The 25,887-nt window shown below is 36.7% G+C and carries 26 protein-coding genes; 5 read left to right on the top strand and 21 right to left on the bottom strand.

Annotation, left to right across the window (positions count from 1 at the left end; translation table 11 throughout):
- Positions 1–60 precede the first annotated feature (60 nt).
- The 12 genes from DS031_RS02520 to DS031_RS02465 form a co-directional block, all read right to left on the bottom strand.
- On the bottom strand, positions 61–387 hold the full coding sequence (locus tag DS031_RS02520) for a thioredoxin family protein (protein ID WP_113804371.1): 327 nt from the start codon (positions 385–387) through the stop codon (positions 61–63).
- Positions 388–513: 126 nt separating this feature from the next.
- A complete protein-coding gene (locus DS031_RS02515) occupies positions 514–1,482 on the bottom strand; it encodes a sugar phosphate isomerase/epimerase family protein (RefSeq protein WP_113804370.1) in 969 nt (322 codons plus the stop codon).
- Positions 1,483–1,512: 30 nt separating this feature from the next.
- A complete protein-coding gene (locus tag DS031_RS02510; RefSeq protein ID WP_113804369.1) occupies positions 1,513–2,547 on the bottom strand; it encodes a Gfo/Idh/MocA family protein in 1,035 nt (344 codons plus the stop codon).
- Positions 2,548–2,561: 14 nt separating this feature from the next.
- Complete coding sequence (locus DS031_RS02505; protein ID WP_113804368.1) at positions 2,562–3,587, bottom strand: Gfo/Idh/MocA family protein; 1,026 nt, start codon at positions 3,585–3,587, stop codon at positions 2,562–2,564.
- Positions 3,588–3,617: 30 nt separating this feature from the next.
- Positions 3,618–4,346, bottom strand: coding sequence for a ThuA domain-containing protein (locus DS031_RS02500; RefSeq protein WP_113804367.1), 729 nt, complete (start codon positions 4,344–4,346; stop codon positions 3,618–3,620).
- A 165-nt stretch (positions 4,347–4,511) separates the two neighbouring features.
- The gene (locus DS031_RS02495) at positions 4,512–5,504 is read right to left on the bottom strand and encodes a LacI family DNA-binding transcriptional regulator (RefSeq protein WP_113804366.1); all 993 of its coding nucleotides are present in this window, start codon (positions 5,502–5,504) and stop codon (positions 4,512–4,514) included.
- Positions 5,505–5,631: 127 nt separating this feature from the next.
- Positions 5,632–6,495, bottom strand: coding sequence for an SDR family NAD(P)-dependent oxidoreductase (locus tag DS031_RS02490; RefSeq protein WP_181832975.1), 864 nt, complete (start codon positions 6,493–6,495; stop codon positions 5,632–5,634).
- Positions 6,479–6,907 (bottom strand): MaoC family dehydratase, encoded by a 429-nt coding sequence (locus tag DS031_RS02485; protein ID WP_113804364.1) that lies wholly within the window; start codon positions 6,905–6,907, stop codon positions 6,479–6,481. Before DS031_RS02485 ends, DS031_RS02490 begins: the two co-directional genes overlap by 17 nt.
- Positions 6,900–7,328 (bottom strand): FAS1-like dehydratase domain-containing protein, encoded by a 429-nt coding sequence (locus DS031_RS02480; RefSeq protein WP_113804363.1) that lies wholly within the window; start codon positions 7,326–7,328, stop codon positions 6,900–6,902. Before DS031_RS02480 ends, DS031_RS02485 begins: the two co-directional genes overlap by 8 nt.
- Positions 7,329–7,330: 2 nt before the next feature.
- Complete coding sequence (locus tag DS031_RS02475) at positions 7,331–8,503, bottom strand: thiolase family protein (RefSeq protein ID WP_113804362.1); 1,173 nt, start codon at positions 8,501–8,503, stop codon at positions 7,331–7,333.
- Positions 8,500–9,996, bottom strand: a complete 1,497-nt coding sequence (locus DS031_RS02470) for an AMP-binding protein (RefSeq protein ID WP_181832974.1) — start codon at positions 9,994–9,996, stop codon at positions 8,500–8,502. The genes DS031_RS02475 and DS031_RS02470 overlap by 4 nt, the downstream gene beginning before the upstream one ends.
- Positions 9,997–10,065: 69 nt before the next feature.
- Positions 10,066–10,635 (bottom strand): biotin transporter BioY, encoded by a 570-nt coding sequence (locus DS031_RS02465; protein ID WP_113804360.1) that lies wholly within the window; start codon positions 10,633–10,635, stop codon positions 10,066–10,068.
- 339 nt (positions 10,636–10,974) lie between these two features.
- On the opposite strand from DS031_RS02465, the gene DS031_RS02460 reads away from it, so the two are divergent.
- Both DS031_RS02460 and DS031_RS02455 read left to right on the top strand, forming a co-directional pair.
- Positions 10,975–11,271, top strand: a complete 297-nt coding sequence (locus DS031_RS02460) for a biotin/lipoyl attachment domain-containing protein (RefSeq protein ID WP_113804359.1) — start codon at positions 10,975–10,977, stop codon at positions 11,269–11,271.
- A 120-nt stretch (positions 11,272–11,391) separates the two neighbouring features.
- Positions 11,392–11,943: a GNAT family N-acetyltransferase gene (locus DS031_RS02455; protein ID WP_245947162.1), complete on the top strand. Its 552-nt coding sequence runs from the start codon at positions 11,392–11,394 to the stop codon at positions 11,941–11,943.
- Between the two features lie 31 nt (positions 11,944–11,974).
- On the opposite strand, the gene DS031_RS02450 is transcribed toward DS031_RS02455, so the two are convergent.
- Both DS031_RS02450 and DS031_RS02445 read right to left on the bottom strand, forming a co-directional pair.
- The gene (locus DS031_RS02450) at positions 11,975–13,561 is read right to left on the bottom strand and encodes a cation:proton antiporter (protein WP_113804358.1); all 1,587 of its coding nucleotides are present in this window, start codon (positions 13,559–13,561) and stop codon (positions 11,975–11,977) included.
- Between the two features lie 196 nt (positions 13,562–13,757).
- Positions 13,758–13,895, bottom strand: a complete 138-nt coding sequence (locus DS031_RS02445; protein ID WP_113804637.1) for a YuzL family protein — start codon at positions 13,893–13,895, stop codon at positions 13,758–13,760.
- 135 nt (positions 13,896–14,030) lie between these two features.
- Here DS031_RS02445 and mscL point away from each other — a divergent pair, with 135 nt between their 5' ends.
- Positions 14,031–14,525, top strand: a complete 495-nt coding sequence (mscL, locus tag DS031_RS02440) for a large conductance mechanosensitive channel protein MscL (protein ID WP_113804636.1) — start codon at positions 14,031–14,033, stop codon at positions 14,523–14,525.
- Positions 14,526–14,565: 40 nt separating this feature from the next.
- Here mscL and meaB read toward each other — a convergent pair whose 3' ends face one another.
- The 7 genes from meaB to fabG form a co-directional block, all read right to left on the bottom strand.
- Positions 14,566–15,582: a methylmalonyl Co-A mutase-associated GTPase MeaB gene (meaB, locus tag DS031_RS02435; RefSeq protein ID WP_113804357.1), complete on the bottom strand. Its 1,017-nt coding sequence runs from the start codon at positions 15,580–15,582 to the stop codon at positions 14,566–14,568.
- Positions 15,575–17,767, bottom strand: a complete 2,193-nt coding sequence (gene scpA, locus DS031_RS02430; protein ID WP_113804356.1) for a methylmalonyl-CoA mutase — start codon at positions 17,765–17,767, stop codon at positions 15,575–15,577. The genes meaB and scpA overlap by 8 nt, the downstream gene beginning before the upstream one ends.
- Complete coding sequence (locus DS031_RS02425; RefSeq protein WP_113804355.1) at positions 17,764–19,857, bottom strand: methylmalonyl-CoA mutase family protein; 2,094 nt, start codon at positions 19,855–19,857, stop codon at positions 17,764–17,766. The genes scpA and DS031_RS02425 overlap by 4 nt, the downstream gene beginning before the upstream one ends.
- A 15-nt stretch (positions 19,858–19,872) precedes the next feature.
- Entirely contained in the window at positions 19,873–21,402 is a 1,530-nt protein-coding gene (locus tag DS031_RS02420; protein ID WP_425451921.1) for an acyl-CoA carboxylase subunit beta, read from the bottom strand.
- A 51-nt stretch (positions 21,403–21,453) separates the two neighbouring features.
- On the bottom strand, positions 21,454–21,948 hold the full coding sequence (gene accB / locus DS031_RS02415; protein ID WP_113804353.1) for an acetyl-CoA carboxylase biotin carboxyl carrier protein: 495 nt from the start codon (positions 21,946–21,948) through the stop codon (positions 21,454–21,456).
- A gap of 286 nt (positions 21,949–22,234) precedes the next feature.
- Positions 22,235–23,425: an MFS transporter gene (locus tag DS031_RS02410; RefSeq protein ID WP_181832972.1), complete on the bottom strand. Its 1,191-nt coding sequence runs from the start codon at positions 23,423–23,425 to the stop codon at positions 22,235–22,237.
- Between the two features lie 260 nt (positions 23,426–23,685).
- On the bottom strand, positions 23,686–24,426 hold the full coding sequence (gene fabG / locus DS031_RS02405; RefSeq protein WP_113804351.1) for a 3-oxoacyl-ACP reductase FabG: 741 nt from the start codon (positions 24,424–24,426) through the stop codon (positions 23,686–23,688).
- Positions 24,427–24,959: 533 nt separating this feature from the next.
- On the opposite strand from fabG, the gene DS031_RS02400 reads away from it, so the two are divergent.
- A complete protein-coding gene (locus DS031_RS02400) occupies positions 24,960–25,106 on the top strand; it encodes an FbpB family small basic protein (protein ID WP_113804350.1) in 147 nt (48 codons plus the stop codon).
- Positions 25,107–25,178: 72 nt separating this feature from the next.
- Positions 25,179–25,706, top strand: a complete 528-nt coding sequence (gene hpt / locus DS031_RS02395; protein ID WP_113804349.1) for a hypoxanthine phosphoribosyltransferase — start codon at positions 25,179–25,181, stop codon at positions 25,704–25,706.
- The last annotated feature ends 181 nt before the right edge of the window (positions 25,707–25,887 follow it).

The raw sequence follows: 25,887 nt of genomic DNA, 5'->3' as shown, positions 1-25,887 counted from the left end.
TAAAATAAAAAAATGATATTGAAAAAAGCATGGTTCTCTCCTTTCCCTTTTAATAAACGTTTATGCTTTAAATAGACTAACAATTTTGTGAATGTCTCGCTCTAATTCATCTAAATGAACAATTCGAGCTTTACGAAGTGTTTCCTTTTCATTTACAAATAACAGCAGAACAGGAACAGTAAAAATAGAAAAACGACCTGCCACTTCAGTTAACTCTTCGGCATCTATGTAACCCGTTTTAATGTCTGGAAATTTTATTAATAACTGTTCCACTTTCGGCTTTAATGCATGACATACACTACATGTTGATGTTGAAATATATAAAAAAGCTAATTCGTTTTCTTTAATAAACGCATTTACTTCATTTATATTTTCTAATTTTCTCATCACAACCACTCCTTTGTTGTTGTTTATATTCATCTAAACTTTATTATATAGGATCTCTCATTTATCTTTTGGTGATTAGCTATTAAAAAGAAGACTGCTGAAACTTATCAGCAGTCTTCTTACTATTTACACCCACCACATTTGTGATGGTGAATCTTCAATTAATACGGATTGAAGGTTTGTTACAGCTCGTTTAAATCCTTCTTCAATAGACATAATTGGATCTTCATGTTCAATGCTAACAACATAATCATATCCATACGTACGAAGCGCACTCATCATATCGGACCATTCTTTTAAGCCATGCCCGCAGCCAACCGAGCGGAATGACCATGCACGAGTTTGAACATCTCCATATGGCTGCATATCTGTTAAACCGTACATGTTAACATTATCTTGATCAATATACGTATCTTTCGCATGGAAATGATGAATTGCATTTTCTTTTGCTAAAATTTTAATTGCGGCAACTGGATCAATGCCCTGCCACCATAAATGACTTGGATCGAGGTTTGCGCCGATCGCATCGCATGTTTCTTCACGAAGTTTTAATAGCGTATAAGGAGTGTGAACTAAGAAACCGCCGTGAAGCTCTAAGCCAATTTTTACGTTATGTTCTTTCGCAAACTTCCCAACTTCTTTCCAATATGGAATAAGCTTTTCTTCCCACTGCCATTTTAAGACGTCCCCATATTCATTCGGCCAAGGTGTCACAGGCCAGTTTGGATACTTCGCTTCTTCATGATCTCCTGCTGTCCCTGAAAAGCAATTAACAACAGGGACATTTAATAGGGATGCAAGCTTAATTGTTTTTAACAGCGTATCATGTGATTCTTCTGCAAAAGATTTTTCTGGAGAAATTGGATTACCGTGACAGCTGAAAGCGCTGATCGTTAAACCGCGCTCCTCTACCTTTTTTATATACTCCTTACGCGCTTCTTCACTTGCTAATAATGCATCCAAATCACAATGCGCATTTCCCGGATAACACCCCGTCCCAATTTCAACTGCATGTAATCCTGCTTCTTTTACAGTATCAAGCATTCTTTCAAATGATTGATCAGAAAATAATACAGTAAACACACCTAATTTCATAACTTCCTCTCCTCTCTTCGCAATAAAAATTTATACAAACAGCTCTTTACTTGAACTGCTTTCATAAATAGCGTCAATAATTTCTGAAACCTGCATCGCTTCTTCAGGCTTCACAATCAATTCTTCTTTTCCTAAACAAGCTTGTACAAAATTTCTTGCTTGCGGAACGCCAGGATTATCTTCTCCAGGAATCCATGCCGCTTCACTGTTTATTAACATTCCGTTTTTTGCTTGATAAAGCTGAAATGGAAACAAATCTAAACCGCCATCTACACCTGAAATACTGAGATGCTCTGCATCATCTTTAATATTTGCTGCCCAAGATGTTTCAAGCAGCAGTGAAGCGCCATTTTCAAATTTAATGTAAGCTGTTACATGATCATCTACATTAAATGTTTGGTGATCAAACGCTCCCCATAAATTGACTTGATTTGGCGTTTTGCTAAGTGCATTATATGCTGTCCCTGTTACTTCCACATGCTTTGGATTTCCCATTAACCAGAGCGCTAAATCTAAGAGATGACAGCCGTAATCAATTAAACTGCCGCCCCCCTGCAGTTCTTTATTTGTAAATACGCCCCAGCCGGGAACCTTCCGACGCCTTAATGCCTGTACCCTCACAACAAGTGGTGTACCAATTTCTTTATTTGTTATCATTCTTTTAGCAGCCTGAGCTTCTTTCATAAAACGATAGTGATAAGCAATTGCTAGTACTTTATCTGCTTTTTTAGACGCCTCGAGCATCGCTTCACATTCTTCAGCAGATAATGCCATCGGTTTTTCACATAATACATGGACACCTGATTGTAGTGCGGTAATTGAAATTTCAGCGTGAAACTTATTTGGTGTGCAAATACAAACCGCATCTACTTCATTAAACATCTCCTCATAATTTTCAAACACGTGAGGAATATCAAATTTTGCCGCCGCTTCTTTTGCACGTTCTAGGTTTACATCACTTAATGCAGCAATCGTAACGTTATCTTTTAACTGTAAAAATGCAGGAATGTGGCGGTCCTGTGCAATACCGCCAACCCCAATAATTCCTAATCGAAGTTTACTCATGAAAACACCTCAAATTATATCTGTGTAATTGTCTTTGTTTCATTTGATTCAAGTGCTGCTAAAATAACAGCTAATGATTTCATTCCTTCTTCTCCAGTAACAAGTGGTTCTTTATCATTTAATACAGCATCAACAAATTGTTCCACAACATGGGAGTTTTGCTGTCCGCCTTCTTCATTTGATTGAATTTTGCCAAGTTCATAGTTGACAACTTCACCATTTGCATACTGTACAACTAATGAATAGTTGGGATCTTCTTCTAAACGAAGAACCGCTTTTTCACCGTAAATAATCGTTGAATTATCTTCTTTTCCTACATAAGCCCAACTTGCAGCAAGTGTTCCAACAATTCCGCTTTCTGTTTTCAATACACATACCGCATTATCATCAACATCTGCAAAATCTTTAGCACTTGTTTCTACAAACGCTCCTACTTCAACAATTTCTTCTCCCAACACATAACGAAGTAAATCTGTTTTGTGAACCCCAAGATCTCCCATCGCACCGACGAATGCTTTTTCTTTTTGGAAAAACCAGCCTTCTTTACCTTCTACACTCCAGCCTTCAGGTCCACCATGACCGAATGCTGTGCGAAAGCTGTAAATTTTTCCGATTTCACCGTTTTCAATAAGCTGACGTGCTTTTTGATGTGATTTTACGAAGCGCTGATTATGAGCGATCATTAATTTTTTTCCGCTTTTACTTGCCGCTTCAATCATTGCTTCTGCTTCTTCTTTTGAAGTAGCCATTGGTTTTTCACATAATACATGTTTTCCGGCATTTAATGCAGCAATAGAAATGGATGCATGAAGATAATTCGGTGTACATACGCTAACCGCATCTACATCTGCGCTGTTAAGAAGTTCTTCATAATTTATATAAGCTTGTACACCATATTTTTCTGCCACTTCTTTCGCGCGCGCTTCGTTAAGATCGCACACAGCAGTTAGTTCTACTTCTTTATTAAAAGCATATTCCGGCAAATGACGATGCTGTGCAATACTTCCACATCCGATAACTCCAATTTTTAATTTCCCCATTTTATTTTCCTCCTTAAATATGATGTATGATTAGTTTGATTTTATTGAAATTTTCTCTAAAGGCTGTGCATTTCCATAAACAGGACGATTGCGTTTAACAGGCTGCGCCCACTTTACTGCATTAATAATGACACGCTGAATGTCTTGGTTATGATAAGTCGGATATGTTTCATGACCAGGTCTAAAGTAAAATACTTTTCCGTTTCCGCGCGTATATGTACACCCGCTTCGGAATACTTCGCCGCCTTCAAACCAGCTTGTGAAAATAAGCTCATCAGGTGCTGGAATATCAAAATGTTCCCCATACATTTCTTCTTTTTCAAGTTCAATATATTCTCCAATGTCTTCAACAATCGGATGACTCGGATTTACTACCCACAAACGTTCCTTTTCATCAGCTTCACGCCATTTTAAATCACAGCTTGTTCCCATTAATGTTTTAAAGATTTTTGAAAAGTGACCTGAGTGAAGAACAATTAACCCCATTCCATCCAGCACCCGCTGCTGCACTTTGTGAACGATTTCATCACTAACTTCATCATGAGCAAGATGTCCCCACCAAACAAGTACATCTGTGCTATTTAATACTTCATCTGTTAATCCGTGTTCCGGCTCATCAAGCGTTGCCGTTCCTGCGTCAAATCCTTCTTCATTCAAAAAGCCAGCAATTGCCCCGTGAATGCCATTCGGATAAATTTCACTTACAACTGGATTTTTCTTTTCATGACGGTTTTCATTCCAAACAGTTACTTTAATCATTATTAACCACCTAACCTTACTATTTATTTATTTTTATCCTTTTACAAACTATTCAAAGAAGTTCATGATGTCCTTTTATTGAGATCGATTTCTGAAATCGATCTCAATTTAAATTTTACAACATATTGCAAACGGTTGCAATATGTTGTTTTAATTTTTTTATTTTTATGTTGATTCTCTAACTATTAACTCAATTGGCAGCTCATACAGCTGCTTAGTCTGCCATGAAACTTTCTTTTGAAGCATATCACTCATCACATTCATTGCTTTTTTACCAATCTCAACTGCTGGTTGATGAATGGTTGTAAGAGCAGGATCTAGTAGTGAGGCAATTGGCTGATCATCAAACCCCAGCAGGGCAAGATCCCTAGGAATTTCTAACCCATATTTTTTTGCTTCCTGCAGCATCCCTGCCGCCATTTCATCACTGCCTGTAAAAACAGCAGTTGGACGCTCTTTTAACGACATAAATTTTCTAAGTGCTTTTTTCCCATCTTCAATACTGTAATCCTTGTAATAATACCATTCGTCCTTTGATTTTAGACCAAACTCTTGAAGCGCTCTAAGATATCCTTTTTCACGATCTTCACCTAAAGAACTATTCGTCCCGCCAAAGCAAAAAGCTATTTTCTTATGACCTCTTTCAATTAAATGTCTTGTACCAAGATAGCTGCCGTGCTCTTGGTTTAAACCGATCATCGGCACTTCTGCTTTTGGATGGTATTCATTGCATAAAAGAATCGGGCCATATTGCAAATAAGATTGAACAACCTCCCATTCATTTTCAATCGATGTCATAATTAGGCCGTCCACCTGCTTTGTCTTTAATAGATTAAGAAACTTTATTTCTTTGTCTTTATCTGATTTTGTTTGACAAATTAAAAGCTGAAGATCATTTTCCATTGCGATAAACTCAATTCCTTCTACAAGATAAGCAAAAAATGGATTTACAAGTCTTGGAACTAGAACAGCAATAGTATTCGTTTTTTGAGTGCGAAGTCTTTGGGCAGAAGAATTTGGTGAATAACCAAGCTCATTCATCGCCTCAATAACCCGCTGCTTTTTTTCTTCTGCTACGTAAGGATAATCATTAATAACCCGCGACACAGTCGCCCTTGATAACCCGGCTAATTTAGCAACATCTGCGATTGTAACCATTCGCTTCTCTCCTTTCTTTAAAAGTAATATAAATCGGTTTATTGTAATCGATTTCAAAAATAGATATATTTCAAATTATAAGGACCATTTTAATAAAAAGCAAGGCTCTTTATTAAAGGATTCGTTTTCATGGCTGCTGTTGTGATTCGTCTTTTATTTCTTTCAATATTTGTAATATTTCCTGAATCGATAACGACTGATCTGAATGATAGAGGTTGTAATGTTTAGATTGTTCCCACATTCCTAATTGAGAACCGTTTACAGAAAAAATTTTACCGGATAACTTAGCAGCAGACTGAGAAGCTAAAGCAGTAATAAACCTTGCCGCTTCAGAAGCAGTACCAATTTTCCAATAGTCAGGAAAAGCGGTGCCGCTTTTTTCTGTTTCTTTTTTTACTTTTTCAATGATTGGTTTTGTCATATCTGTAAGTGCCGCTGGGGCTACTGCATTTACGTTTATTTGAAATCGACGAAGTTCGTTTGCTAGTGTCCATGTCATCGCATTGACTGCGGCTTTTGCCGCACTATAATTTAGCTGCCCTACTGTTCCTTGAAATCCTGCTAATGATGTTAAGTTAATAATAGAGCCCCCTTCTCCTCTTTCCTTCATATGTGAAACTGCTGCTTTTGAACATAAAAATGTTCCTTTTGCATGACTATTTATTACATCGTCCCATTCTTCTTCTGTCATCTTATAGGAGATACGATCATATGTAACGCCTGCATTATTTACTAAAATATCAAGCTTTCCAAAATAAAAAACAGCTGCTTTGACTAAAGAAGCTGCTGTTTTAGCATCTGAAACAGAGCCAATAACAGGTACTGCTTTTCCCCCATTGTTTCTAATAATCTGTACGACTTCTTGAACAGTCTGTTCATTTCTGCCATTTACGATTACGTTTGCGCCTTGTTTTGCAAATTCTACTGCTGCTTCTCGTCCAATGCCGCGAGATGATCCTGTAATAACAGCCGTTTTATTTTGAAGAAGCATAACCATTCTCCTTTCTTAATTGAACAACGATTTTTCCTTTTAGAATAACGTTTTTTTGTTCCGTTTCTGCATTTATTTCAATCGTCACTTTACTGCAATCTTCTGCTGTTGAAATGATTGTTCCATTTATCGTTAACGACTCATTCACATAATGAGGAGCTTTAAAACGAACGTGATAAGAAGAAATAAATTCATATTCAGGTATCCACTTCTCCACCGCCTGAGCTGCTGATGCGGCACCGATCATTCCGTGTGCCACAATGTTAGAAAAACCTGCTTTTTTCGCATTTTCTTGTTCCAAATGAATGATGTTTTGATCTTTTGAAACTTCTGCATACTCCTGAATCGATTTTTTTGTAACAGCAGGAATGTGTATGTGTGATAATATCATACCGCTGTAGTAGTTACTCATTTTCGTTTACCTCTTTATTCTGCCGTATCATTAAGGTTGAAAGAGCGCGAAACTCATTTCGATCATTTTTTCCACTTAATTCATGATCCAATAACTGTAGGAAGCCGCTCTTTCCTTCTTTGTAATAAATTTTTTTTAACGTAATCGAACATGTATAGATTTCACCTGCTAGGATCGGCTTTTCATAATCAAAAATTTGTTCTCCATGAATGATTGATTGATAAGAAGGATTTAACCAGTAGGTATCAGCAAATTGCCAAAAAATAATTGGAAGTGTAGGTGGAGCGATAATTTTTTCTGATTCTTCCTGCCGCTTTACTGTGTTGATGCCCAGTGCTCCTAAATAAGAGCAAATCATCTCTTCTGTCACATGCACTCTAAAAGAATTTGTTTTACTTCCTTCCAACTCATTACTTAACATCTTTATTCCTCAATTCTTTCAAAAAGTGAAGCAAGTCCTAATCCTCCGCCTATTCCTAAAGTTGCAAGTCCATACCTCGCTTTTTTTTGCTTCATTTCTATCATAAGTCTTGTGACAAGTACGGCCCCTGAAGCTCCGTACGGATGACCGAGCGCTAATGCCCCTCCACTAACGTTGACTTTCTCTTCAGGAATGTTTAACAATTGTAAGGAAGCAAGAACTTGGGAAGCAAATGCCTCATTAAATTCTACTAAATCAATGTCTATCATAGATAAACCTGTTCTGTTTAACAATTTTGTAACAGCGGGCACTGGACCTATCCCTAAAAAGTTTGGATCTACCCCTGCCGCTGCAGAATCAATGAAGCATAATTTCGGGACTAACCCGAGTTCACGACATTTTCTTTCAGACATGATGAGGACGAGTGCCGCTCCGTCATTTATTGGACATGCATTTCCAGCTGTAACAGTTCCATTTTCACGAAAGACCGGCTTCAATTTACTTAACTTTTCTATTGTTGTGTTTTTTCGAGGACATTCATCTTCTGCAATAACCATTTTTTCACCTGTTCTTGTTAACAGGTGAACTGGAACGAGCTCCTCTAAATATCTGCCGCTTTCCATTGCTTTTACAGCTTTTTGATGACTTTTTAATGAATAGAGATCCTGCTTATCTTTTGAAATATTATATTTTTCTGCTACATTTTCCGCCGCTTCTCCCATTTCTGGATCGCCAATTTCTTCGGTTGAGAAACGTGCCCGTGTAAAAATATGGGGAGCTTCTCTATATAATGAAGTAGGTTTTTCAACCTTCCACGGCGCTCGGCTTGTACTTTCTACTCCGCCTGCTAAATAAATATCACCAGCACCAGCTTGTACTAACCTTGCTGCAAGATTAACAGCTTCTAAACCCGATCCACACTGTCTGTCAACAGTAACTCCCGGGACATGATATGGAAGCCCTGCTGTTAATGCGGCTAACCTTGCAATGTTACCGCCTGGACCGACTACATTTCCTAAAATGACATCATTTATTTCTTCTTTTGATACTTTTGTTTCATGAAGCAGAGATTCAATTACAAAGGATGCCAACATGTCAGGTTCAAAATCCTTTAATATTCCTCCTACTTTTCCAATCGGAGTTCGCTTTGCTGCGACAATGACTGCACGATTCATAAAATCACCCCTTCTTCTTTTAAGAGTGTTTGCAGTTTATCTCTAGCAATTTTCCCACTTGAGGTATAAGGAAATTTTTTAATAAAAATCCATTCTTTCGGACATTTGTAACGTGAAAGATGGCTGCGGCAGTATTCCTTTAATTCATGAATACTTCTTTCTTTATTTTCTTTCCATTTTACACATGCCGTAACTTTTTCACCCCAGTAGTGATCAGGCATTCCAAATACGGCGACTTCCTCAACATCATCCATTGTAAGAAGAACCGCCTCGACTTCTTCAGGATAAATATTTAATCCCCCGCTGATGATCATATTTTTTTTGCGGCCAACAAGAAAAATATATCCTTCATCATCTTGATAAGCAAGATCACCTATATTTACCCAGCCATTTTGTAAGATTTTCTTTGTTGCTTGTTCATTGTTTACATATCCTGAAAAAACAAGATCACTTTTTACAAACAAATGACCAATTTCCTCTAATTTCGCTTCTTCACTATTTTCAGTACGAATTGAAATTTCCACATTATAAAAAGGGCGGCCAACAGATGAAGGCTTTTTAATATTCCCTTCTGGATCAAGCACTGTAATGAAGCTTGTTTCCGAAGCCCCGTAAAATTCATATAAAGACGCACTTGGAAAGCATGCTGCTGCTCTTCTTTTAGAGTCTGGATGCCATTTAGCACCAGCAGACAATATCACTTCTACACTTTTATATATAGTTTGGTTTTCAATGATTGCTTCAAGCATTGTTGGAACGGCATATAATACCGATATATTTCCCTTATGTAATGTTTGATCAACGAGGTCTAAATTAAAGTCTTTTGAAAGTGTAATTGTACAGCCTTCATACAGCCCGTGAATGACAGCATATAAAAATAAAGAATGTACAAGAGGTCCCGGCACATAAATGTGTTCTTTCTTTGTAATTTGAAATTCATATTTACTTCCTTCAAAGCTTTTTATCCAGGAGCGATGGGAGCGAATATAGCCTTTTGGACGTCCTGTTGTTCCTGATGTAAACCCAATATAAAAAGCGTGCTCACCCGACTTTTCTTGAGATTCAAGTAAGAAACTCTCATCGTTCTGCCGAAACTGTTTATATTGCTCATTTAGGGAAATAAGCTGTTGAGATGATAATATTTGTGTAAGTCTATGTATATAATGCTCATGAATAAATACGCCTGCTGGTTTTATATCTTCTAAAATAGCCATAAGCTCTTTGTTACTCCATTTTGGGTCAAGTGTAACCGCTGTAAAACCAGCCATGGAAATAGCAGAAAATATCTCAATATATTCGAGACAGTTATCTGCGAAAATCGCAACGTTTTTTTGGATATTTTCCATTTGATTGAAACGATTTTTTAAAGAAGCCGCTGTTTTATAACTATTGTTGTACAGCTCACGATAAGTAAGAATTTCACCTTCAAAAATAACAGCTGGTTTATTAGGCATTTTTTCAGCATGAATTTTTAAATGATCTGTTACAAACAACTTTATCATCTCGCTTTTTATTATTTCTATAAAAAAAGGTCTGCTTGTAATCAGCAGCCCTTTTCTTTATTATACATTTAATTGTTTCTGTTGTTGATGTTTTTGAATAAGTGGATATGATTTTTTAATTTGTACCGCAATCACAGAAGCGACTACCGCTTTAACGATATCACCTGGAATATATACGGATGAAATAGCTGTCGCTTCGATTAATGGTAAATCAAGCATCATCGCCATATAGGGAACACCTATTAAATATACAAGTATAATTCCGCCAATTACATTAAAAACAAGTGTATTCCAAAATTTAAGCGATTTCCAAGCTTTTTCAACAAGAAAGCCAATGACAAAAGCACCAATTGGCCAGCTTAAAATAAAGCCACCGCTCGGTCCTAAGATCACGCCAAATCCGCCGCGGCCTCCTGAAAGAATTGGAGCTCCTACTGCAACAAGTAAAACAAATAATAATAAACTCATTCCGCCTAATCGTGCTCCTAAAATAGCTCCAGCAAGCATTACTCCTAATGTTTGCGCTGTTATAGGAACAGGACTAAAAGGAATCGGTATTGGCGGTAAAATCCCTAATACTGCTACAATAGCCGCAAAAAGCGCCACATACATCATTTCTTTTGTTTTCATGTCATCACCTTAGCTTTAACTGGTTTTATATAACAAGTATAATTTTACGAACTTTATTTGTCAACTTGAATTATTTAATAGTTAACAAATGATTTATAACCTGCTGGCATTTTTTGATTGAGCGCTTTACCATCAAAATTAGAAGAATTCCGACAAAATAACCCTATACCCAAAAATAATAACCTATGGCAAACTAATAAAGTATAAAAAGTCAAGGAGATGATCAATGAAATATGAAAAGTTCTTTCTCTTAAATGGATAGTTTTTATACATTTCAAAAAAGCGAAAAAATATTTTATTTCATCGTACAAAATTTACTAATGGAAAGTGAGGATCTTCATGACAGCACTTGTGGAAAACAGCGCAAGCCCTTGTTATGCAATTTCAACTAAAATTCAAAAAGTTACGAGCCCCTATTACGGCATTGTAGAGAAAATTCTAGTAGAGAGTACGTCACATATTTATGAATGGGAACCATTATTTCTCATTAAAACATTGACCGGAGAATATAAGACGGTAGCTGTTGCTGTTAGTGGATACATCACTTCCCTTGAAGTGAAACAAGGAGATCTCGTTCACTTTAATACACCTCTTGCCTTGTTACAAGATGATTTATTAGTGACTGGGAGCGATTAACTCGTAAAATCAAAATGATATATACAGACTACTTTTAAATAAAAAGTAGTCTGTTTTTTGTTTATAAATTATGTACTTTTTTTAAATTTAGCCATAATAACAAACAAGGAGAGGATGCGAATGGAACAAGTGTTAACAACACAGCGAACGATTATGCAGTTTACTGCTAAAGATGGTGCAAACGTCATTTTACGACCGATGAAATTAGAAGATGCGAAAGGCATTACTTTAAGCATTAAGGATATTGTCAATAAAGGTGAGTTTATTCAAAAAGAACAGGTAAGAACAATTGAAGAAGAACATCAGTTTATTCGCACTATAAAGAAACAGGGAAACATGTACACAGCAGTTGAAGTAAATGGCAAAGTAATAGGAAGCTCCCGAATTATGATTGGTGAACTAACCATGAAAAAACATACTGGCGTTTTTCGGATTTGGATTCATAAAGAAGGACGCGGAAAAGGAATTGGAAAGCACCTTCTTCAATACAGCCTTAACTGGGCTAAAGAAAAAGGGCTGCATAAACTATGGTTAACTGTTTTTTCTGGTAATGAAGTGGCTGTAAACGCGTATAAAAAAGCAGGATTTGTTGTTGAAGGTATTCAAAAAGAACAGGTTAACATTCATGGGGAACTTCAGGATGAAATTTATATGGCTTATTTTTTTAATTAAATAATCATTAAAAGAGGTTGATCGATTATAATCAACCTCTTTCCTTGTTCTCTTCATCACTTACTAACAAGTTCGTTATTTCTTCTATTTCCCGCTCTGCTGTTTCATCTGAAATCATTTCTTCTTTTTGAAGCTGTTTCACTTTCTCATGTTGGGCGTACAGCGCATGTTTTCTTAACGTAAGCAGCTGTTTTCTTTTTAATTGAGGAAACTTTTCAAATAATGTTTCAAGCTGCTCATGATTGAAATTAATTTTTTGTTCATATTCACTTATTAATTCTTGATAAGCAGGACCTGTAATATGAAGCTGCTTTTTCATTTTAGTAATTTCATCGATAGAAGATTCAAAGCGATGAATTTTTGAAATAATCTTTTCATAATCTCCAAACCCTTCACTGGAAGCTTTTACACCAAAATAAGAGATAATTGGTTTGATCGTAATCCCTTGAAAAACAAGAGAAAAGAAAACAACACTAAACGCTAAAATTAAAATATCTTCTCTCCCAACAAAATCGCGCGGCAAGCTTAAAACAAGCGCAATCGATAGAGAGCCCTTTAAACCACCCCAATTTAACACATGTTTCCATGTCATCGGAACGCCTTTTATAAAAAATAAACTGCTGTAAACAGCAATACTTCGGCCGATTAGAACAATAAGAATTGCAAGACCAATCATGCCCCATTTATCTGCCAAATTAATCCGAGTAATTTCAAGACCAACCATTAAAAAAACGAGTGAATTTGCTAAAAGTGAAGCAACATCCCAAAAGTTATTAATATTTAGTTTCGTTGTCGGACTCATACCGATCTTTGCTCCGTAATTCCCAAAGATTAATGCCCCTGTTACAACAGCAATAACCCCTGAAGCATGAATCGTTTCTGCTAATAAAAACGAACCGTAAAATAATAAAATACTGAAAATAATTTCAAGTGGATAATCATCAAAAAATTTCGTTAAAATCGAAGCACCATATCCTAGTAAGCTTCCAACAAGTAAACCTAATGCGACAACTTTTATAAATTCAAATAAACCATTCCCAAGTCCTGTCCATCCTAATTCTAAATACGTTAACAGGGAGAATGCAGAAATTTTAAAAAACACAACCGCAAGCCCATCATTAAATAGACTTTCTCCTTCAATAATTGTCGCAAGGTTTTTCTTAACGCCCATGCTTTTAAAGATCGATAACACGCTAACAGGATCTGTTGCACTCATCACAGAAGCAAATACGAATGCTACTGTAATCGGAAATCCTAATAACCAATAGGCTGAAAATCCTATTACTAAAAAAGACAGCAGGGTACCACCAAAAGCAAGTGCAAAAATCGCTTTTTTATTTTCTGCTAAATGTGAAAAGGGAAGTTTTAATGCTGCTTCACCTAACAATGCAGGTAAAAAAACGGTTAATACAACAAAATTAAACACTTCACCTTCTGTAATAAATGTTTTTAACGGTTCTAGCGCAGGAATAGTAACTAGTCCAATCACAGCTCCAACAATAACTAATGCAATGGGATAGGGCTGTTTTAATTTTTTAGAGATGGCCGTGATGCCTGCTGCAATCAAAATCAATATTAAGCCTAGTTCAAAAATATGGTGAAAATCAAGTTCATGCAAAATTCAACACCTCCATTTTTTTAAAATTGTTCTTTAAATGAATATAGGTTAACAAGTGTAAATACATCATTTATATATAAATACCCTTACAAAAAATTCCCCTATTTTCAGGTTATAAAACATACTTTTACCATTTTATCCAAGAAGTGTTTAAAACATCATAAAAGCTCGCCATTTTTTGCGAGCTTTTGTGATGTTACTCTCCTGCTTTACTTCGTTTACGTTTGCGCGATCCATCTCTTCCAGGTCCAAATTCCACCCCAGTACCTTGTCCTTGGATATTAGGGGGATTTAACCCTGCTCTTGCGGGATCTTGTTTGACTTTTTTACCCATTTCTAACACCTCCATTTTTTTAACATTCCCATTTCTTTTTAATTTCATTTATTAAGTTATCTCATTCATAGGTTAGATATTGATGCATATATCTTGTACAAAGGTTTTTCAGGGAAGGGGGAACATTTGGTGAAGATTTTTAAAGAGTTTAGGCAGTTTGCCATGAAAGGCAATGTTGCTGATATGGGAATTGGCATGGTTATTGGCGCAGCTTTTGGGAATTTAATCGATTCTCTTGTGAAAGATATTATGCTTCCTCCTATTGGCTTACTGCTTGCGCAGGCCAATATTTCAAATTTATTTATTAATTTATCAGGGGGATTTTATCCGACGTTAGCAGATGCTCATGAAGCCGGAGCTGCCACAATTAATTATGGATTATTTTTAACAACATTACTGCGGTTTATTATTGTAATGTTTGCCGTATTCTTAGTCGTTCGCCAAATCAACCGATTTAAAAAACCGAATGAAAACCCGCTTGCTTCGATGACAAAAAAAGAATGTCCTTATTGTTGTTCTGCGATTCCCTCACAAGCTGTACGATGTCCAAGCTGTACGTCACAATTAAGGAAAGCTGCACAAAGTACCCAAGATAAAAAAGCGAACTCCCTTCATATAAAAATCCATTAAACAAGCTTTCCTATACCTTAAGCTTGTTTAATGGATTTTATTAATGAGTATTTTCATAAATTTTAAACAGTCTCTCTACTGCAGAGGAAGCATGACATTCACCGTTTTTAAGAGCTTGTTGAACAGATGGCATTACCTCTTTAATTCTCTCGTTTTCATAAAATTGTTTTTTTAACTTTTCTTCAATCATAAAGTGAACCCAATCAACTAATTGTTCATTTCTTCTTCGATGGAACACTTGTGTTTCTTTTGTTTGTTCACAAAATGTTTCGATGTTCTTCCAAATCGTTTCAATTCCTTCGCAGTTTCGTGCTGAACATGTGTAGGCTTTCGTTTCCCATCCCACTGTACTAGGTACTAGAAAGTGAAGAAGACGATTTAATTCTGCTTTCATGGTTAAAGCATGCTGTTTATTCTCTCCATCTGCTTTGTTAATTACAACAGCATCTGCCATTTCTATAATGCCTTTTTTCATTCCCTGCAGCTCATCTCCTGCTCCTGTCAGCATTATAAGAAGAAAAAAGTCAACAAGGGAGCGCACTGCTTTTTCGCTTTGTCCTGTTCCAACTGTTTCTACAAGGATAATGTTAAAACCTGCCGCTTCACAAAGAAGCATCGTTTCTCTCGTTCTGTTCGCTACTCCTCCGAGCATTCCCCTTGAAGGTGAAGGTCGAATATAAGCGTTTGGATGTTTTGAGAGCTTTTCCATTCTTGTTTTATCGCCTAGAATACTTCCTTTCGTTAGACTGCTTGAAGGATCGACAGCAAGAACAGCTGTGCGGTGATCTTTATTGCAGAGCCTTGTTCCTAAGGCTTCAATAAAGGTACTTTTCCCTGCACCAGGTACCCCGGTAATCCCAATTCGAATAGATTTCCCCGTGTAAGGAAGCAGTTGATTTATTAAAGTTTGCGCAAGAATACGATGCTTTTCTGCACTGCTTTCAACAAGGGTAATCGCTTGAGCTAACACAGCTCGGTTTCCTTTTAATATTCCTTTTACATAATCTTCAACAGATAAAACCCTTCTTTTTGGACCACTCTTTTTTTGTTCAGTCATTCCGCTCACTCATTTCAGAAAGCCGTTTCTTGATTTCAAGAAGAACTTGCTTTGCAGCAGTTGGAATAACCGTCCCTGGTCCAAAAATAGCAGCTGCTCCATGTGCTTTTAAAAATTGATAATCTCGAGCTGGAATCACCCCTCCAACAATAATGATAATATCTTCTCGTTCAAGTTTTTCAAGCTCTTTCATTAACAGAGGAAGAAGGGTTTTATGTCCCCCTGCAAGCGAGCTCATTCCAATCACATGAACATCATTTTCTACAGCTTGAAGAGCTGTTTCTTCTGGCGTTTGAAAAAGAGGTCCAATATCCACATCAAATCCGAAATCTGCAAAAGCTGTAGCGATTACTTTGGCTCCACGATCATGACCGTCCTGCCCCATTTTTGCAATTAATATTCGGGGTCTTCTTCCTTCTTCTTCCGCAAATTCATCTGTCATTTTTTGTACGACTTTTATTTTTTCTTCTTCACCAAACTCTTGACGATAAATTCCGCTAACCGAACGAATTGTCGCTTCATGTCTTCCAACGCTTTTTTCTACAGCTTCTGATATTTCTCCAAGCGTCGCACGCGCTTTTGCTGCTTCTACAGCAAGCTCGAGAAGATTTCCTTTTCCCGATTTAGCGGCTTTTGTAATCGCTGAAAGTGCATTGTGAACAGCAGCATTATCTCTGTGTTTTTTTAGTTTTGCTAATCGCTCTCTTTGTAATTTTAAAACAGCTGTATTATCCACCTCTAAGAGCTCAAGCGGTTCTTCTTGATCGATTTTATATTTATTTACTCCAATAATCGCTTCTTTTCCTGAATCGATTTTTGCTTGTCTGCGCGCCGCCGCTTCTTCAATACGCATTTTTGGAAGACCTGTTTCAATCGCTTTTATCATGCCGCCAAACTCCTCAATTTCTCTCATATGTCCTAATGCTTTTTCTGCTAACCTTTCTGTTAAATATTCTACATAATAAGAACCTCCCCACGGATCGACAACATTTGTAATCCCTGTTTCCTCTTGTAAAACAAGCTGTGTATTACGCGCAATTCTTGCAGAAAAATCAGTCGGTAAAGCAATGGCCTCATCTAGCGCATTTGTATGAAGAGACTGAGTATGACCAAAAACAGCTGCTAACGCTTCAATACACGTTCTTGTTACATTATTAAAAGGATCTTTTTCTTGTAAACTCCATCCCGAGGTTTGACAATGTGTACGGAGAATCAGCGATTTTTCATTTTGAGGATTAAACTTTTTTATTAAGGAGGCCCATAAGAGACGCGCCGCCCTCATTTTTGCAATTTCCATAAACGGATTCATCCCAACTCCCCAAAAAAAAGATAACCGCGGTGCAAACGAGTCGATATTAAGCCCAGAAGCTATTCCGGTTTTTACATATTCAATTCCATTTGCCAGTGTATAAGCGAGTTCAAGATCAGCTGGAGCACCTGCCTCATGCATATGATAACCGGATATACTAATGCTGTTAAACTTCGGCATATGTGCTGACGTATAAGAAAAAATATCAGCGACAATCTTCATGGAGGGACTTGGAGGATAAATATACGTATTTCGAACCATATACTCTTTTAAAATGTCATTTTGAATTGTACCAGACAGATTTGATTTCGCTGCTCCTTGTTCTTCAGCTGCAGCAATATAAAAAGCGAGTATAGGAAGAACAGCACCATTCATTGTCATCGATACTGACATTTGCTCAAGAGGAATGCCGTCAAATAATATTTTCATATCTAAAATTGAATCAATTGCCACACCCGCTTTTCCAACATCGCTTACAACACGCGGATGATCAGAATCATAGCCCCGGTGTGTTGCAAGATCAAAAGCAACAGATAACCCCTTTTGTCCTGCAGCAAGATTTCTTTTATAAAAAGCATTGCTTTTTTCTGCCGTCGAAAAACCCGCATACTGCCGAATCGTCCATGGTCTTAATTTATACATCGTAGGATATGGACCTCTTATAAACGGTGGTAATCCTGCTGCATAATCAAACTCTTTTATTTTTTGAACTTCTTTTTCAGCAAAAAACGGTTTTATTGGAATATTTTCACTAGTTTCATAGAAAGCATTTTCAAACGCTTGACCGGTCTCAAACTCCACTTGATCTTCCCACTGCAAATCGTCAGTTTGTTTATTCTTTCGAAAGGAGCGTTTCGTGAAATCTGGCTGTTTCATGAATGCATCCCTCTTTCTTTTTGCAGCTTTAAAAGAACATCATAACTATTACAATTTTCATTTAAAAAGGCAAAAACACCAAGCTGCTCATATTCTCTTCTTTGTTGATTACTTGGTTGTCCGGCCAGCAGCACAGAAGCATGACACTTCACTTTGTTTAATTCTTTCATAAGCGCTGGAACAAGGGTTGGATGTCTTTCCTCTTTTGAACATAAAACAACTGCATTTGGAGATAGTGAAATAATAGCTTTTACTGCTTCTTTCACGGTTTGAAATTCATTGCTGCGGAGCACTTTAAAACCGCCTACTTTCAATAGATCAGAAGCAAAATCAACATGTTTTCTAAAAGAAGAGAGTTCTCCAATATTCACCAAAAATACAGTTGGTTTTTTATTATTTTTAAGTGAGTAACGCTCAGAAGCAAACCTTAATTTTTCAAATGAGGCAGCTGCTCTTTGTTTAAGGATTGGTCGAATCGAAATAGAAGGGGTTTCTTTATAAACAGCATGTCGAATCATTCCGAGTGTTAGTCCTTGTTTTGCTTGATCGATTAATAAATCAATCTGAATGTCAATCTTCTTTTCACTCCGATTTTTTCGCTGTTTTTTGAAACTTTTTATCCGTTCTTCATAAACAGACCGATTTTCCTCATTCTTACCCCATTTCTTTTCTTGTATATTTACATATTTATTCGTTCCGACAAACACATCTTTTTGATAATGAATATTTTGTTCACGCTTTTTAGCTGTTTTATTAATTTTTTCTTGAGGGAAGCCTTGTTGAAGTGCTTTATATAACCCTCCTTTTTCTTCTACTTTTTGAAATAATACCCATGCTGCTTCAGCAAGTGAATCTGTAAGGCTTTCTATATAAAACGAACCACCTCCCGGATCAATGATTTTATTAAAATTTGCTTCTTCTTGTAAAATGAAATGGGTATTGCGAGCAATTCGCTCAGCAAATGACGTGCTGGATTGAATGGGTTCATTAAAAGAACTAATATGGAGACTATCAATATCGCTCGCGGCGGCTGCAAATGCTTCGACAGTACTTCGAATCATATTTACATACGGATCATAAATCGTTTTATTCCATTCCGATGTTCTCGCATGAATCCATATTTTCGAATGATTGTTTGATCCACCAAACGCCTCAACAATAGAAGCCCAAAGAACCCTTGCGGCCCGAAACTTTGCAATTTCCATAAAAAAGTTTGAGCCTATTGAAAATGAAAAAGAAAATGAGCTTGCGGCATCCTCAATCGAAACATTTCGTTCTAACAGCGCACGAAGATATTCAACACCGCAAGCTATACTAAAAGCAAGTTCTTCAACAGCACTTGCTCCTCCATTATGAAAGGGGTGACCTTCTACTAAAACAGTGCGTAAAGAGGGACTATTTTGTTTAGACCACGTAATAATGTTTGCCATGCTGTCATAATAAACGTTTAATGGACTTTGCAGGATACCATCGACACTAAGCATTCCAAGCGGGTTCATCCCAATTGTGCCTTGAAGTGCAGCTGATGAAAGAGAATGATTTTTAAGATAAGATTGCAGTAGTACAAACAGTGGAAGGGAAAGCGCCCCTGTATGAATAAAAAGAGGGGTTTTGCTTAGATCAACTCCTTGGAAAATTTCTTTCATATCATCGATTGTCGCAATGGAGACACCTTTCCTTCCTACCCATTCTGGCGGTACCTCATCAGGATCAAACCCACGTTTAGAAGCGTCATCAAGAACGAGATGAACAGCTGTTTGCCCGTGCTTTAAGGCATGTAATAATTTTTTGTTAACCTTTGTTGGCACTGCACCTAAAAGTTCTTGACTAATTTCCCAAGCTTTATTAGATTTTTTTACAGCGTTTGTACCTCGTCGATATGGAAAATCTGAAGGGTAGGATGAATGGAAATCATCGGCTTTCTCATAAATCGGTTGAAGGATAATGTCTTCATAGGTGGATGTGAAAAGGCTGTTAAAAGAGCTGCTTTTTAAAATTTTTTCAGTAACAGAGCGCCATTCTTTATACGTTGGAATAGAAAAGCGAGCCAATTCTTTAAATAACACCGCAAACTTCTCATTTGATTTCATTTTTATCCCCTTTCATTAAAGCGGGATATTTCCATGTTTTTTGCATGGTAATGTTTTCTTCTTTTTACCAAGCATTTCCAGTGAGCTTTTTAGAACTTTTTTTGTATTCCTTGGATCAATAATGTCATCTATCATTCCATTAGCTGCAGCAGTGTATGGATTTGCAAATTTGTTTCTGTATTCAGATATTTTTTCAGTACGTATTTTTTCAGGATTTGAACTCTTTTCAATTTCTTTTCGGTAAATAATATTTGCCGCTCCCTCTGGTCCCATTACAGCAATTTCCGCATTCGGCCATGCAAAAACAAGATCCGCACCAATTGATTTACTGTTTAGTGCTACATACGCTCCGCCAAATGCTTTTCTTAAAATAATCGTAATTTTTGGAACAGTTGCCTCTGAATAAGCATATAAAATTTTAGCGCCATGACGAATAATACCGCGATGCTCCTGCATAACACCTGGTATAAAGCCGCTCACATCCACAAATGTAATAAGCGGAATATTAAAACAATCACAAAATCGAATAAACCGCGAACATTTATCGGAAGAATCAATATCAAGACCGCCTGCCTTAAATTTTGGTTGATTGGCAATGATCCCAATGGTTTTTCCGTCAATACGGCCAAAGCCCACCACAATATTTTTTGCAAAGCTCGCCTGCACTTCCATAAAGTCTCGGTTATCAACAATACAGTACAGCACTTTTCGAACATCATATACTTTTGTCGAATCAATTGGAACAATGTTTAACAGTTGATCTGCCTCTTCTTCATTTAATACATTTTTGGTTACTATTTTTCGCGGGGGATTTTCTTTATTATTTGAGGGTAAAAAAGAAATAAGCCTTCTCACTTCATTCAATACTTCTTCTTCTGTTTTTGCAGCAAAGTGTGCATTTCCGCTTACAGAGTGATGAACATTTGCACCTCCAAGTTCTTCTCCATTAATAGAAGCACCTGTTACACTTTTAATTACTTTTGGGCCTGTTATAAACATTTGACTCGTCTTCTCTACCATAAAAACAAAATCTGTAATGGCAGGAGAATACACGGCTCCTCCTGCACAAGGTCCCATAATCACTGAAATTTGCGGAATCACTCCTGAATAAATAGAGTTTCGGTAGAAAATATGTCCATATCCATCAAGAGAAAGAACCCCTTCTTGAATTCTTGCTCCACCTGAATCATTTAGGCCAATAATTGGAGCGCCATTTTCTGCAGCAAAGTCCATCATTTTTGAAATTTTCAATGCATGCATCTCACCTAATGCCCCACCAAAAACAGTGAAATCTTGTGCAAAAATAAAAACAAGTCTATCATCAATTTTCCCATATCCTGTCACAACGCCTTCTCCCGGGGCTTCTTTCCCTTGTAAATCAAACGCTGTCCCACGGTGTTCAATAAAGGGGTTTAACTCAACAAAACTTCCTTCATCTAACAGCTTTTCAATTCGTTCACGTGCCGTTTGCTTTCCCCGTTCATGCTGAGAATCGATTCGTTTATCTCCTCCACCCTGCTTTACTTTAAAGCGGCGTTCCTCCATTTCCTCTATTTTATCAAAGATATCCAAAGCCTCCACTCCTTTCATTACCGTTTACTTTCTTTTGATCGCAAAAAGTGGTTGACCATATTCAACAAATTCTCCATTTTCAACAAAGATATCGACTACTTCCCCTTCAACCTCCGCTTCTATTTCGTTAAATAATTTCATTGCTTCAACAATACAAACAATGGTGTCAGCAGTAATCACATCTCCTTTTTTTACGTATGGAGAGGAGTCAGGCGTTGGTGAAACATAAAATGTACCTACCATCGGAGAGACAATATGATGAACCGTTTTCTCTTCGGTACTTTGTTTTTCTTCTAAAGATGGTGCTGCTTCAGCTTCAGCTTGCGTTTTTGTCGCTTTTTTATAAGTTTGCTCAGTTAACATTTCCTGTTGAGGTAAAGATAGTGGTGGTAAAGAAGAAGAATGAGGCTGTTTTTTGATAATAAGTTCTTGATTTTTTCCTGTTTTAATCACAACTTCTGAAATTGATGAACGCTCAATCATACGAATTAATTCGCGAATTTCGTTTATTTTGTACATAGCAGCACCCCTTCATCGATTGTAAACGCCTTCATAAAAAGGAGGAAGAATTTGTAATGGAATGAACGTCTATCAAACTCATTATCCGATACAGCTCAATATCCAGCATTATAATTGGATTTTATGAAAATTAAGAACATTTGTCAATTATTCTTCTATCTATTTTTTCTCATCGTAAGGTATTTGTAAAATATATGTGAATGAGGCACCTCGCACTCCTCTTCTTTTTATTTTATACTAATAAAAGCTTAGCAATTTCTATGCTAAGCTTTTACACTGAGTCTTCTTAAAGCTTTTTAGGAAGGATTAATAAACTTACAATTGAACCAAGCGCTAGTATAGAAAATGCTGCTCCCCACCCCAGTGCTTCACTTTCAAAAAAAGCTAATACTCCACCAAATACACTCGGTGAAATCACTGTAATGCTGTAGCCTAACACTTGTTGAATTCCAAGTGATAAACCAATCATATGAGGGGGACTTAGCTCACTAATTGCTGCGGAATAAACGGGTGAATCTCCAACAACTGTTATACCGTAAATAATCCCAACACCTACAATGACAGGATAAGGAATATCAGCAAGCCACCCAAATGACAAGGAACAAATCATTCCAACTGCTAAAAGCGGCTTTAAAGCTCCTATTCTGCCCACTTTATCAGAAAGCTCTCCTCCAATCCATGTTCCAATTCCGCCTATTACAATAAAAAGACCGCCCCATAAGTTTCCAATTACTTGAGCTTCGGGCAAAGAATAGCCATGTAAAAGAGTAACATAAACCATAAAAGGTCCTATCCATCCCCAAAACGCATATAACTCCCAATTATGACCAGTATAAGCAATATTCATCTTTACAAGTTTTTTATTGTTAATAATAGACTTTAGAAGAACTTTCGAAAATTTAGGGGGTTTTTCTGGAAGCGGAGGATCTATGCGATAACAAAACATCATACCAGCCGCTATAAAAGCTCCTACAGAGGTGATCACAACCACTTCACGCCAACCCAAAAATGTGATAAAAGATGAGGTACACAATAATGCTCCCCCTGAACCAACAACAAGCGCTCCAACATAAATCCCGAAAATTTTTCCTCTTTTATTCGGCGGATACACACCTGATAAATATTTTAGTCCCGGTACATAAATACCACCTAAGCCAATTCCAGCCAGCATACGAAAAAGAAAGCCGCTCCAAAAATCGTCAGCGCAAAGTCCAAAAAGCAAGCCGCCAATTCCAGCAATTATTGCCGAAACAATAAAGATAAGCCGTGGACGAATGCGATCTGATAAATATCCTAGTACAAAAACGGAAATTACATAACCTAATTGAAATGCCGATAAAAGGAGACCGGATTCATCGGGAGATAACATCCATTCTTTTTTTATAATTGGCAATATAGCTGAATAATTAAACCAAATCAGCATGGCTAAGAGTTGTGCAAATGATACGAGATATAATGGGAATAGCGAGTGTTTCAACATAACGTTCTCCTCTAGGTGACTGATCACTTCTTTTGAAGTTATTGTAGCATGATGCAGGTGTTATTCAAACGACAAATTTACTCTCTAGAGACAACCTAGAAACACTGGTTGATAAATTAAGAAGAAACTATATAGTTTGACCTTAAAATTCGACGCATCCGAACATGCCTGTGTTAAGTTCAACTCATTTTATAGTTGAATAAAGCTTTTCATATCAAAAAGCCGCGGCTTTTTTACGCGGCTTTTATGTAGCTTTTTTAAAGGACAATTCCTCCATCTACGTGCAGTGTTGTCCCGTTCACATAGTTTGACTCCTCTGAGGCAAGATAAAGATAGGCTTGCGCAATATCTAATGGTTTTCCAAGCCGCTGCATCGGTACTTTTGCAATTACTTTTTCAATCACTTTTTCAGGTACAGCAGCAACCATTCCAGTTTCAATAAATCCAGGTGCTACAGCATTTACATTAATGCCTTTTCTACCTAATTCTTTTGCCCATGTTTTTGTCATTCCAACAACTCCAGCTTTTGTGGCTGCGTAATTTGTTTGACCTACATTTCCATACACCCCTGAAACAGATGAGGTACTGATAATTTTCCCTTTTCCTTTTTCAATCATTGTAGGAACGACTGCTTGTGTACAATAAAAAACACCTGATAAATTGACATCGATAACCTTTTGCCAATCTTCTGCTTCCAGCTTAGTGAGCATCCCATCTCTTGTAATTCCTGCATTGTTCACTAAAATATCGACTGTTCCATACGCTTCAACAGCAGCCTTGACCATTTCATCTACACTTTCTTTACTTGCCACATTTACTTTTTTAAAGATTCCTTCTCCACCTTGATTTTTCACTTCTTGAAGAACATTTTTGCCTGACTCCTCAGCAAAATCAGCAATGACAACCTTTGCGCCTTCCTTAGCAAATAATAAGACGGTTTCACGTCCAATTCCATTTCCAGCCCCTGTGACAATCGCAACTTTGTCTTTTAATCTCACTGCCATCACCCCTTAACAATTTGCTTAAACTATTCCCGTTTGCTAATAATGGATAAACTTTTTCCACTAAAAAATAGTTATTATTTCCTATGAAAATATATTCATTATTAACAAGTAGGTATGTCCTTTCATCATTCGTGTAATATTCTATCCCTTATGCCTTAGCAACAAAATGCTGTCCTCCTCTAACTCACCTTGTTACATAACAAACTTTATGCAAGCAGGATTCTAAAAATACTTGTTCCTTTTCGTTTTTTTTCATAAATTTAACAGTTCATATGTCATTATTCTTTTTTATATTTAATTGCCTTTTATGCGTTACTTTACTATTAGGTGCTAAGAGAAGCATTTCGTACACTTTCAACGACTATTGAAAGCCTATACTTTATTTCCTCTTCATCCATTGAAAATTTGTCGATTTTTATCGTTTTCAAATAATTTTAACAATTTAGTTGATTTTTCTTAATATAATTATGCTATGATTAGTTTGTAAAAATCATTTAAATTTTTAAAAAATTTGGAGTGTTGATAAAATGAGAAAAAGAAACCAACTAACATTTGAGGAGCTTGTAGAAAAAAATAAACAAGAGCTCTTGGAAAACGAGCTGGAACTTAAAAAAATCGAAGAGCGCATTGATGAAAAACATCTTCAAGAAGAAAATGCTGAAAAAACAGGGTAACCCCTGTTTTTTTTATGTAAAAATAAACAAACGTGTTATACTCTTAATGAAAAAAGAACTTGAGGTGACAAAATGAGCGGTTTAATAGAAAAAGCATTATTAACAGAAGAGCAAATCCAAACTCGGGTAAAAGAATTGGCTGAAGAGATTGAACGAGATTTTAATGGAGAAGATGTGCTGCTTGTTGGAATATTAAAAGGAGCGGTTGTGTTTGTATCTGATTTAATGCGAAATATGAAAATAAATGTAAGCATTGATTTTATGGCTGTTTCAAGTTATGGAAACAGCACAACAAGTTCAGGGGTCGTAAAGTTAATTAAAGATTTAGATACTGATATTAAAAATAAAAATGTTATCATTGTAGAAGACATTATTGATTCTGGTCTTACGTTGAATTACTTACAAAAAAATTTACGTGATCGCAGTCCAAAAGCATTAAAAATTTGTACATTGCTTGATAAACCTGAACGCCGCAAATGTGACATTCCAGTTGATTACTGTGGTTTTGAAATTCCAGACAAATTTATTGTCGGGTATGGCATTGATTATGCTGAAAAATACCGTCAACTCCCTTATATCGGAATTGTAGAAACAAAATAAAGAATAATAGGATTAGGATCCTGAGATTGCTGACTCTTATACAACGGCAAATGCAAAAAAGAGGCTGGGACAAAACCCTAGTCTGAAAACCTAAAAAGCATGTGAAATTTTACGCTCAGTAAAATTTCACATGCTTTTATTTTTTTCATAATAAAAAGGACATCTTCTGATAAAATTTAAG

This window comes from Bacillus taeanensis (assembly GCF_003318295.1).
GTDB lineage: Bacteria > Bacillota > Bacilli > Bacillales > UBA6769 > Maribacillus > Maribacillus taeanensis.
This window is presented reverse-complemented; position numbering and strand designations above follow the sequence as displayed.

Excerpts from the sequence above, each read along its gene's own strand:
- DS031_RS02520 (WP_113804371.1), bottom strand. The coding sequence starts at position 387 with ATGAGAAAATTAGAAAATATAAATGAAGTAAATGCGTTTATTAAAGAA.
- DS031_RS02515 (WP_113804370.1), bottom strand. The coding sequence starts at position 1,482 with ATGAAATTAGGTGTGTTTACTGTATTATTTTCTGATCAATCATTTGAA.
- DS031_RS02510 (WP_113804369.1), bottom strand. The coding sequence starts at position 2,547 with ATGAGTAAACTTCGATTAGGAATTATTGGGGTTGGCGGTATTGCACAG.
- DS031_RS02505 (WP_113804368.1), bottom strand. The coding sequence starts at position 3,587 with ATGGGGAAATTAAAAATTGGAGTTATCGGATGTGGAAGTATTGCACAG.
- DS031_RS02500 (WP_113804367.1), bottom strand. The coding sequence starts at position 4,346 with ATGATTAAAGTAACTGTTTGGAATGAAAACCGTCATGAAAAGAAAAAT.
- DS031_RS02495 (WP_113804366.1), bottom strand. The coding sequence starts at position 5,504 with ATGGTTACAATCGCAGATGTTGCTAAATTAGCCGGGTTATCAAGGGCG.
- DS031_RS02490 (WP_181832975.1), bottom strand. The coding sequence starts at position 6,495 with ATGCTTCTTCAAAATAAAACGGCTGTTATTACAGGATCATCTCGCGGC.
- DS031_RS02485 (WP_113804364.1), bottom strand. The coding sequence starts at position 6,907 with ATGAGTAACTACTACAGCGGTATGATATTATCACACATACACATTCCT.
- DS031_RS02480 (WP_113804363.1), bottom strand. The coding sequence starts at position 7,328 with ATGTTAAGTAATGAGTTGGAAGGAAGTAAAACAAATTCTTTTAGAGTG.
- DS031_RS02475 (WP_113804362.1), bottom strand. The coding sequence starts at position 8,503 with ATGAATCGTGCAGTCATTGTCGCAGCAAAGCGAACTCCGATTGGAAAA.
- DS031_RS02465 (WP_113804360.1), bottom strand. The coding sequence starts at position 10,635 with ATGAAAACAAAAGAAATGATGTATGTGGCGCTTTTTGCGGCTATTGTA.
- DS031_RS02460 (WP_113804359.1), top strand. The coding sequence starts at position 10,975 with ATGACAGCACTTGTGGAAAACAGCGCAAGCCCTTGTTATGCAATTTCA.
- DS031_RS02455 (WP_245947162.1), top strand. The coding sequence starts at position 11,392 with ATGGAACAAGTGTTAACAACACAGCGAACGATTATGCAGTTTACTGCT.
- DS031_RS02445 (WP_113804637.1), bottom strand. The coding sequence starts at position 13,895 with ATGGGTAAAAAAGTCAAACAAGATCCCGCAAGAGCAGGGTTAAATCCC.
- meaB (WP_113804357.1), bottom strand. The coding sequence starts at position 15,582 with ATGACTGAACAAAAAAAGAGTGGTCCAAAAAGAAGGGTTTTATCTGTT.
- scpA (WP_113804356.1), bottom strand. The coding sequence starts at position 17,767 with ATGAAACAGCCAGATTTCACGAAACGCTCCTTTCGAAAGAATAAACAA.
- DS031_RS02425 (WP_113804355.1), bottom strand. The coding sequence starts at position 19,857 with ATGAAATCAAATGAGAAGTTTGCGGTGTTATTTAAAGAATTGGCTCGC.
- DS031_RS02420 (WP_425451921.1), bottom strand. The coding sequence starts at position 21,402 with ATGGAGGAACGCCGCTTTAAAGTAAAGCAGGGTGGAGGAGATAAACGA.
- accB (WP_113804353.1), bottom strand. The coding sequence starts at position 21,948 with ATGTACAAAATAAACGAAATTCGCGAATTAATTCGTATGATTGAGCGT.
- DS031_RS02400 (WP_113804350.1), top strand. The coding sequence starts at position 24,960 with ATGAGAAAAAGAAACCAACTAACATTTGAGGAGCTTGTAGAAAAAAAT.
- hpt (WP_113804349.1), top strand. The coding sequence starts at position 25,179 with ATGAGCGGTTTAATAGAAAAAGCATTATTAACAGAAGAGCAAATCCAA.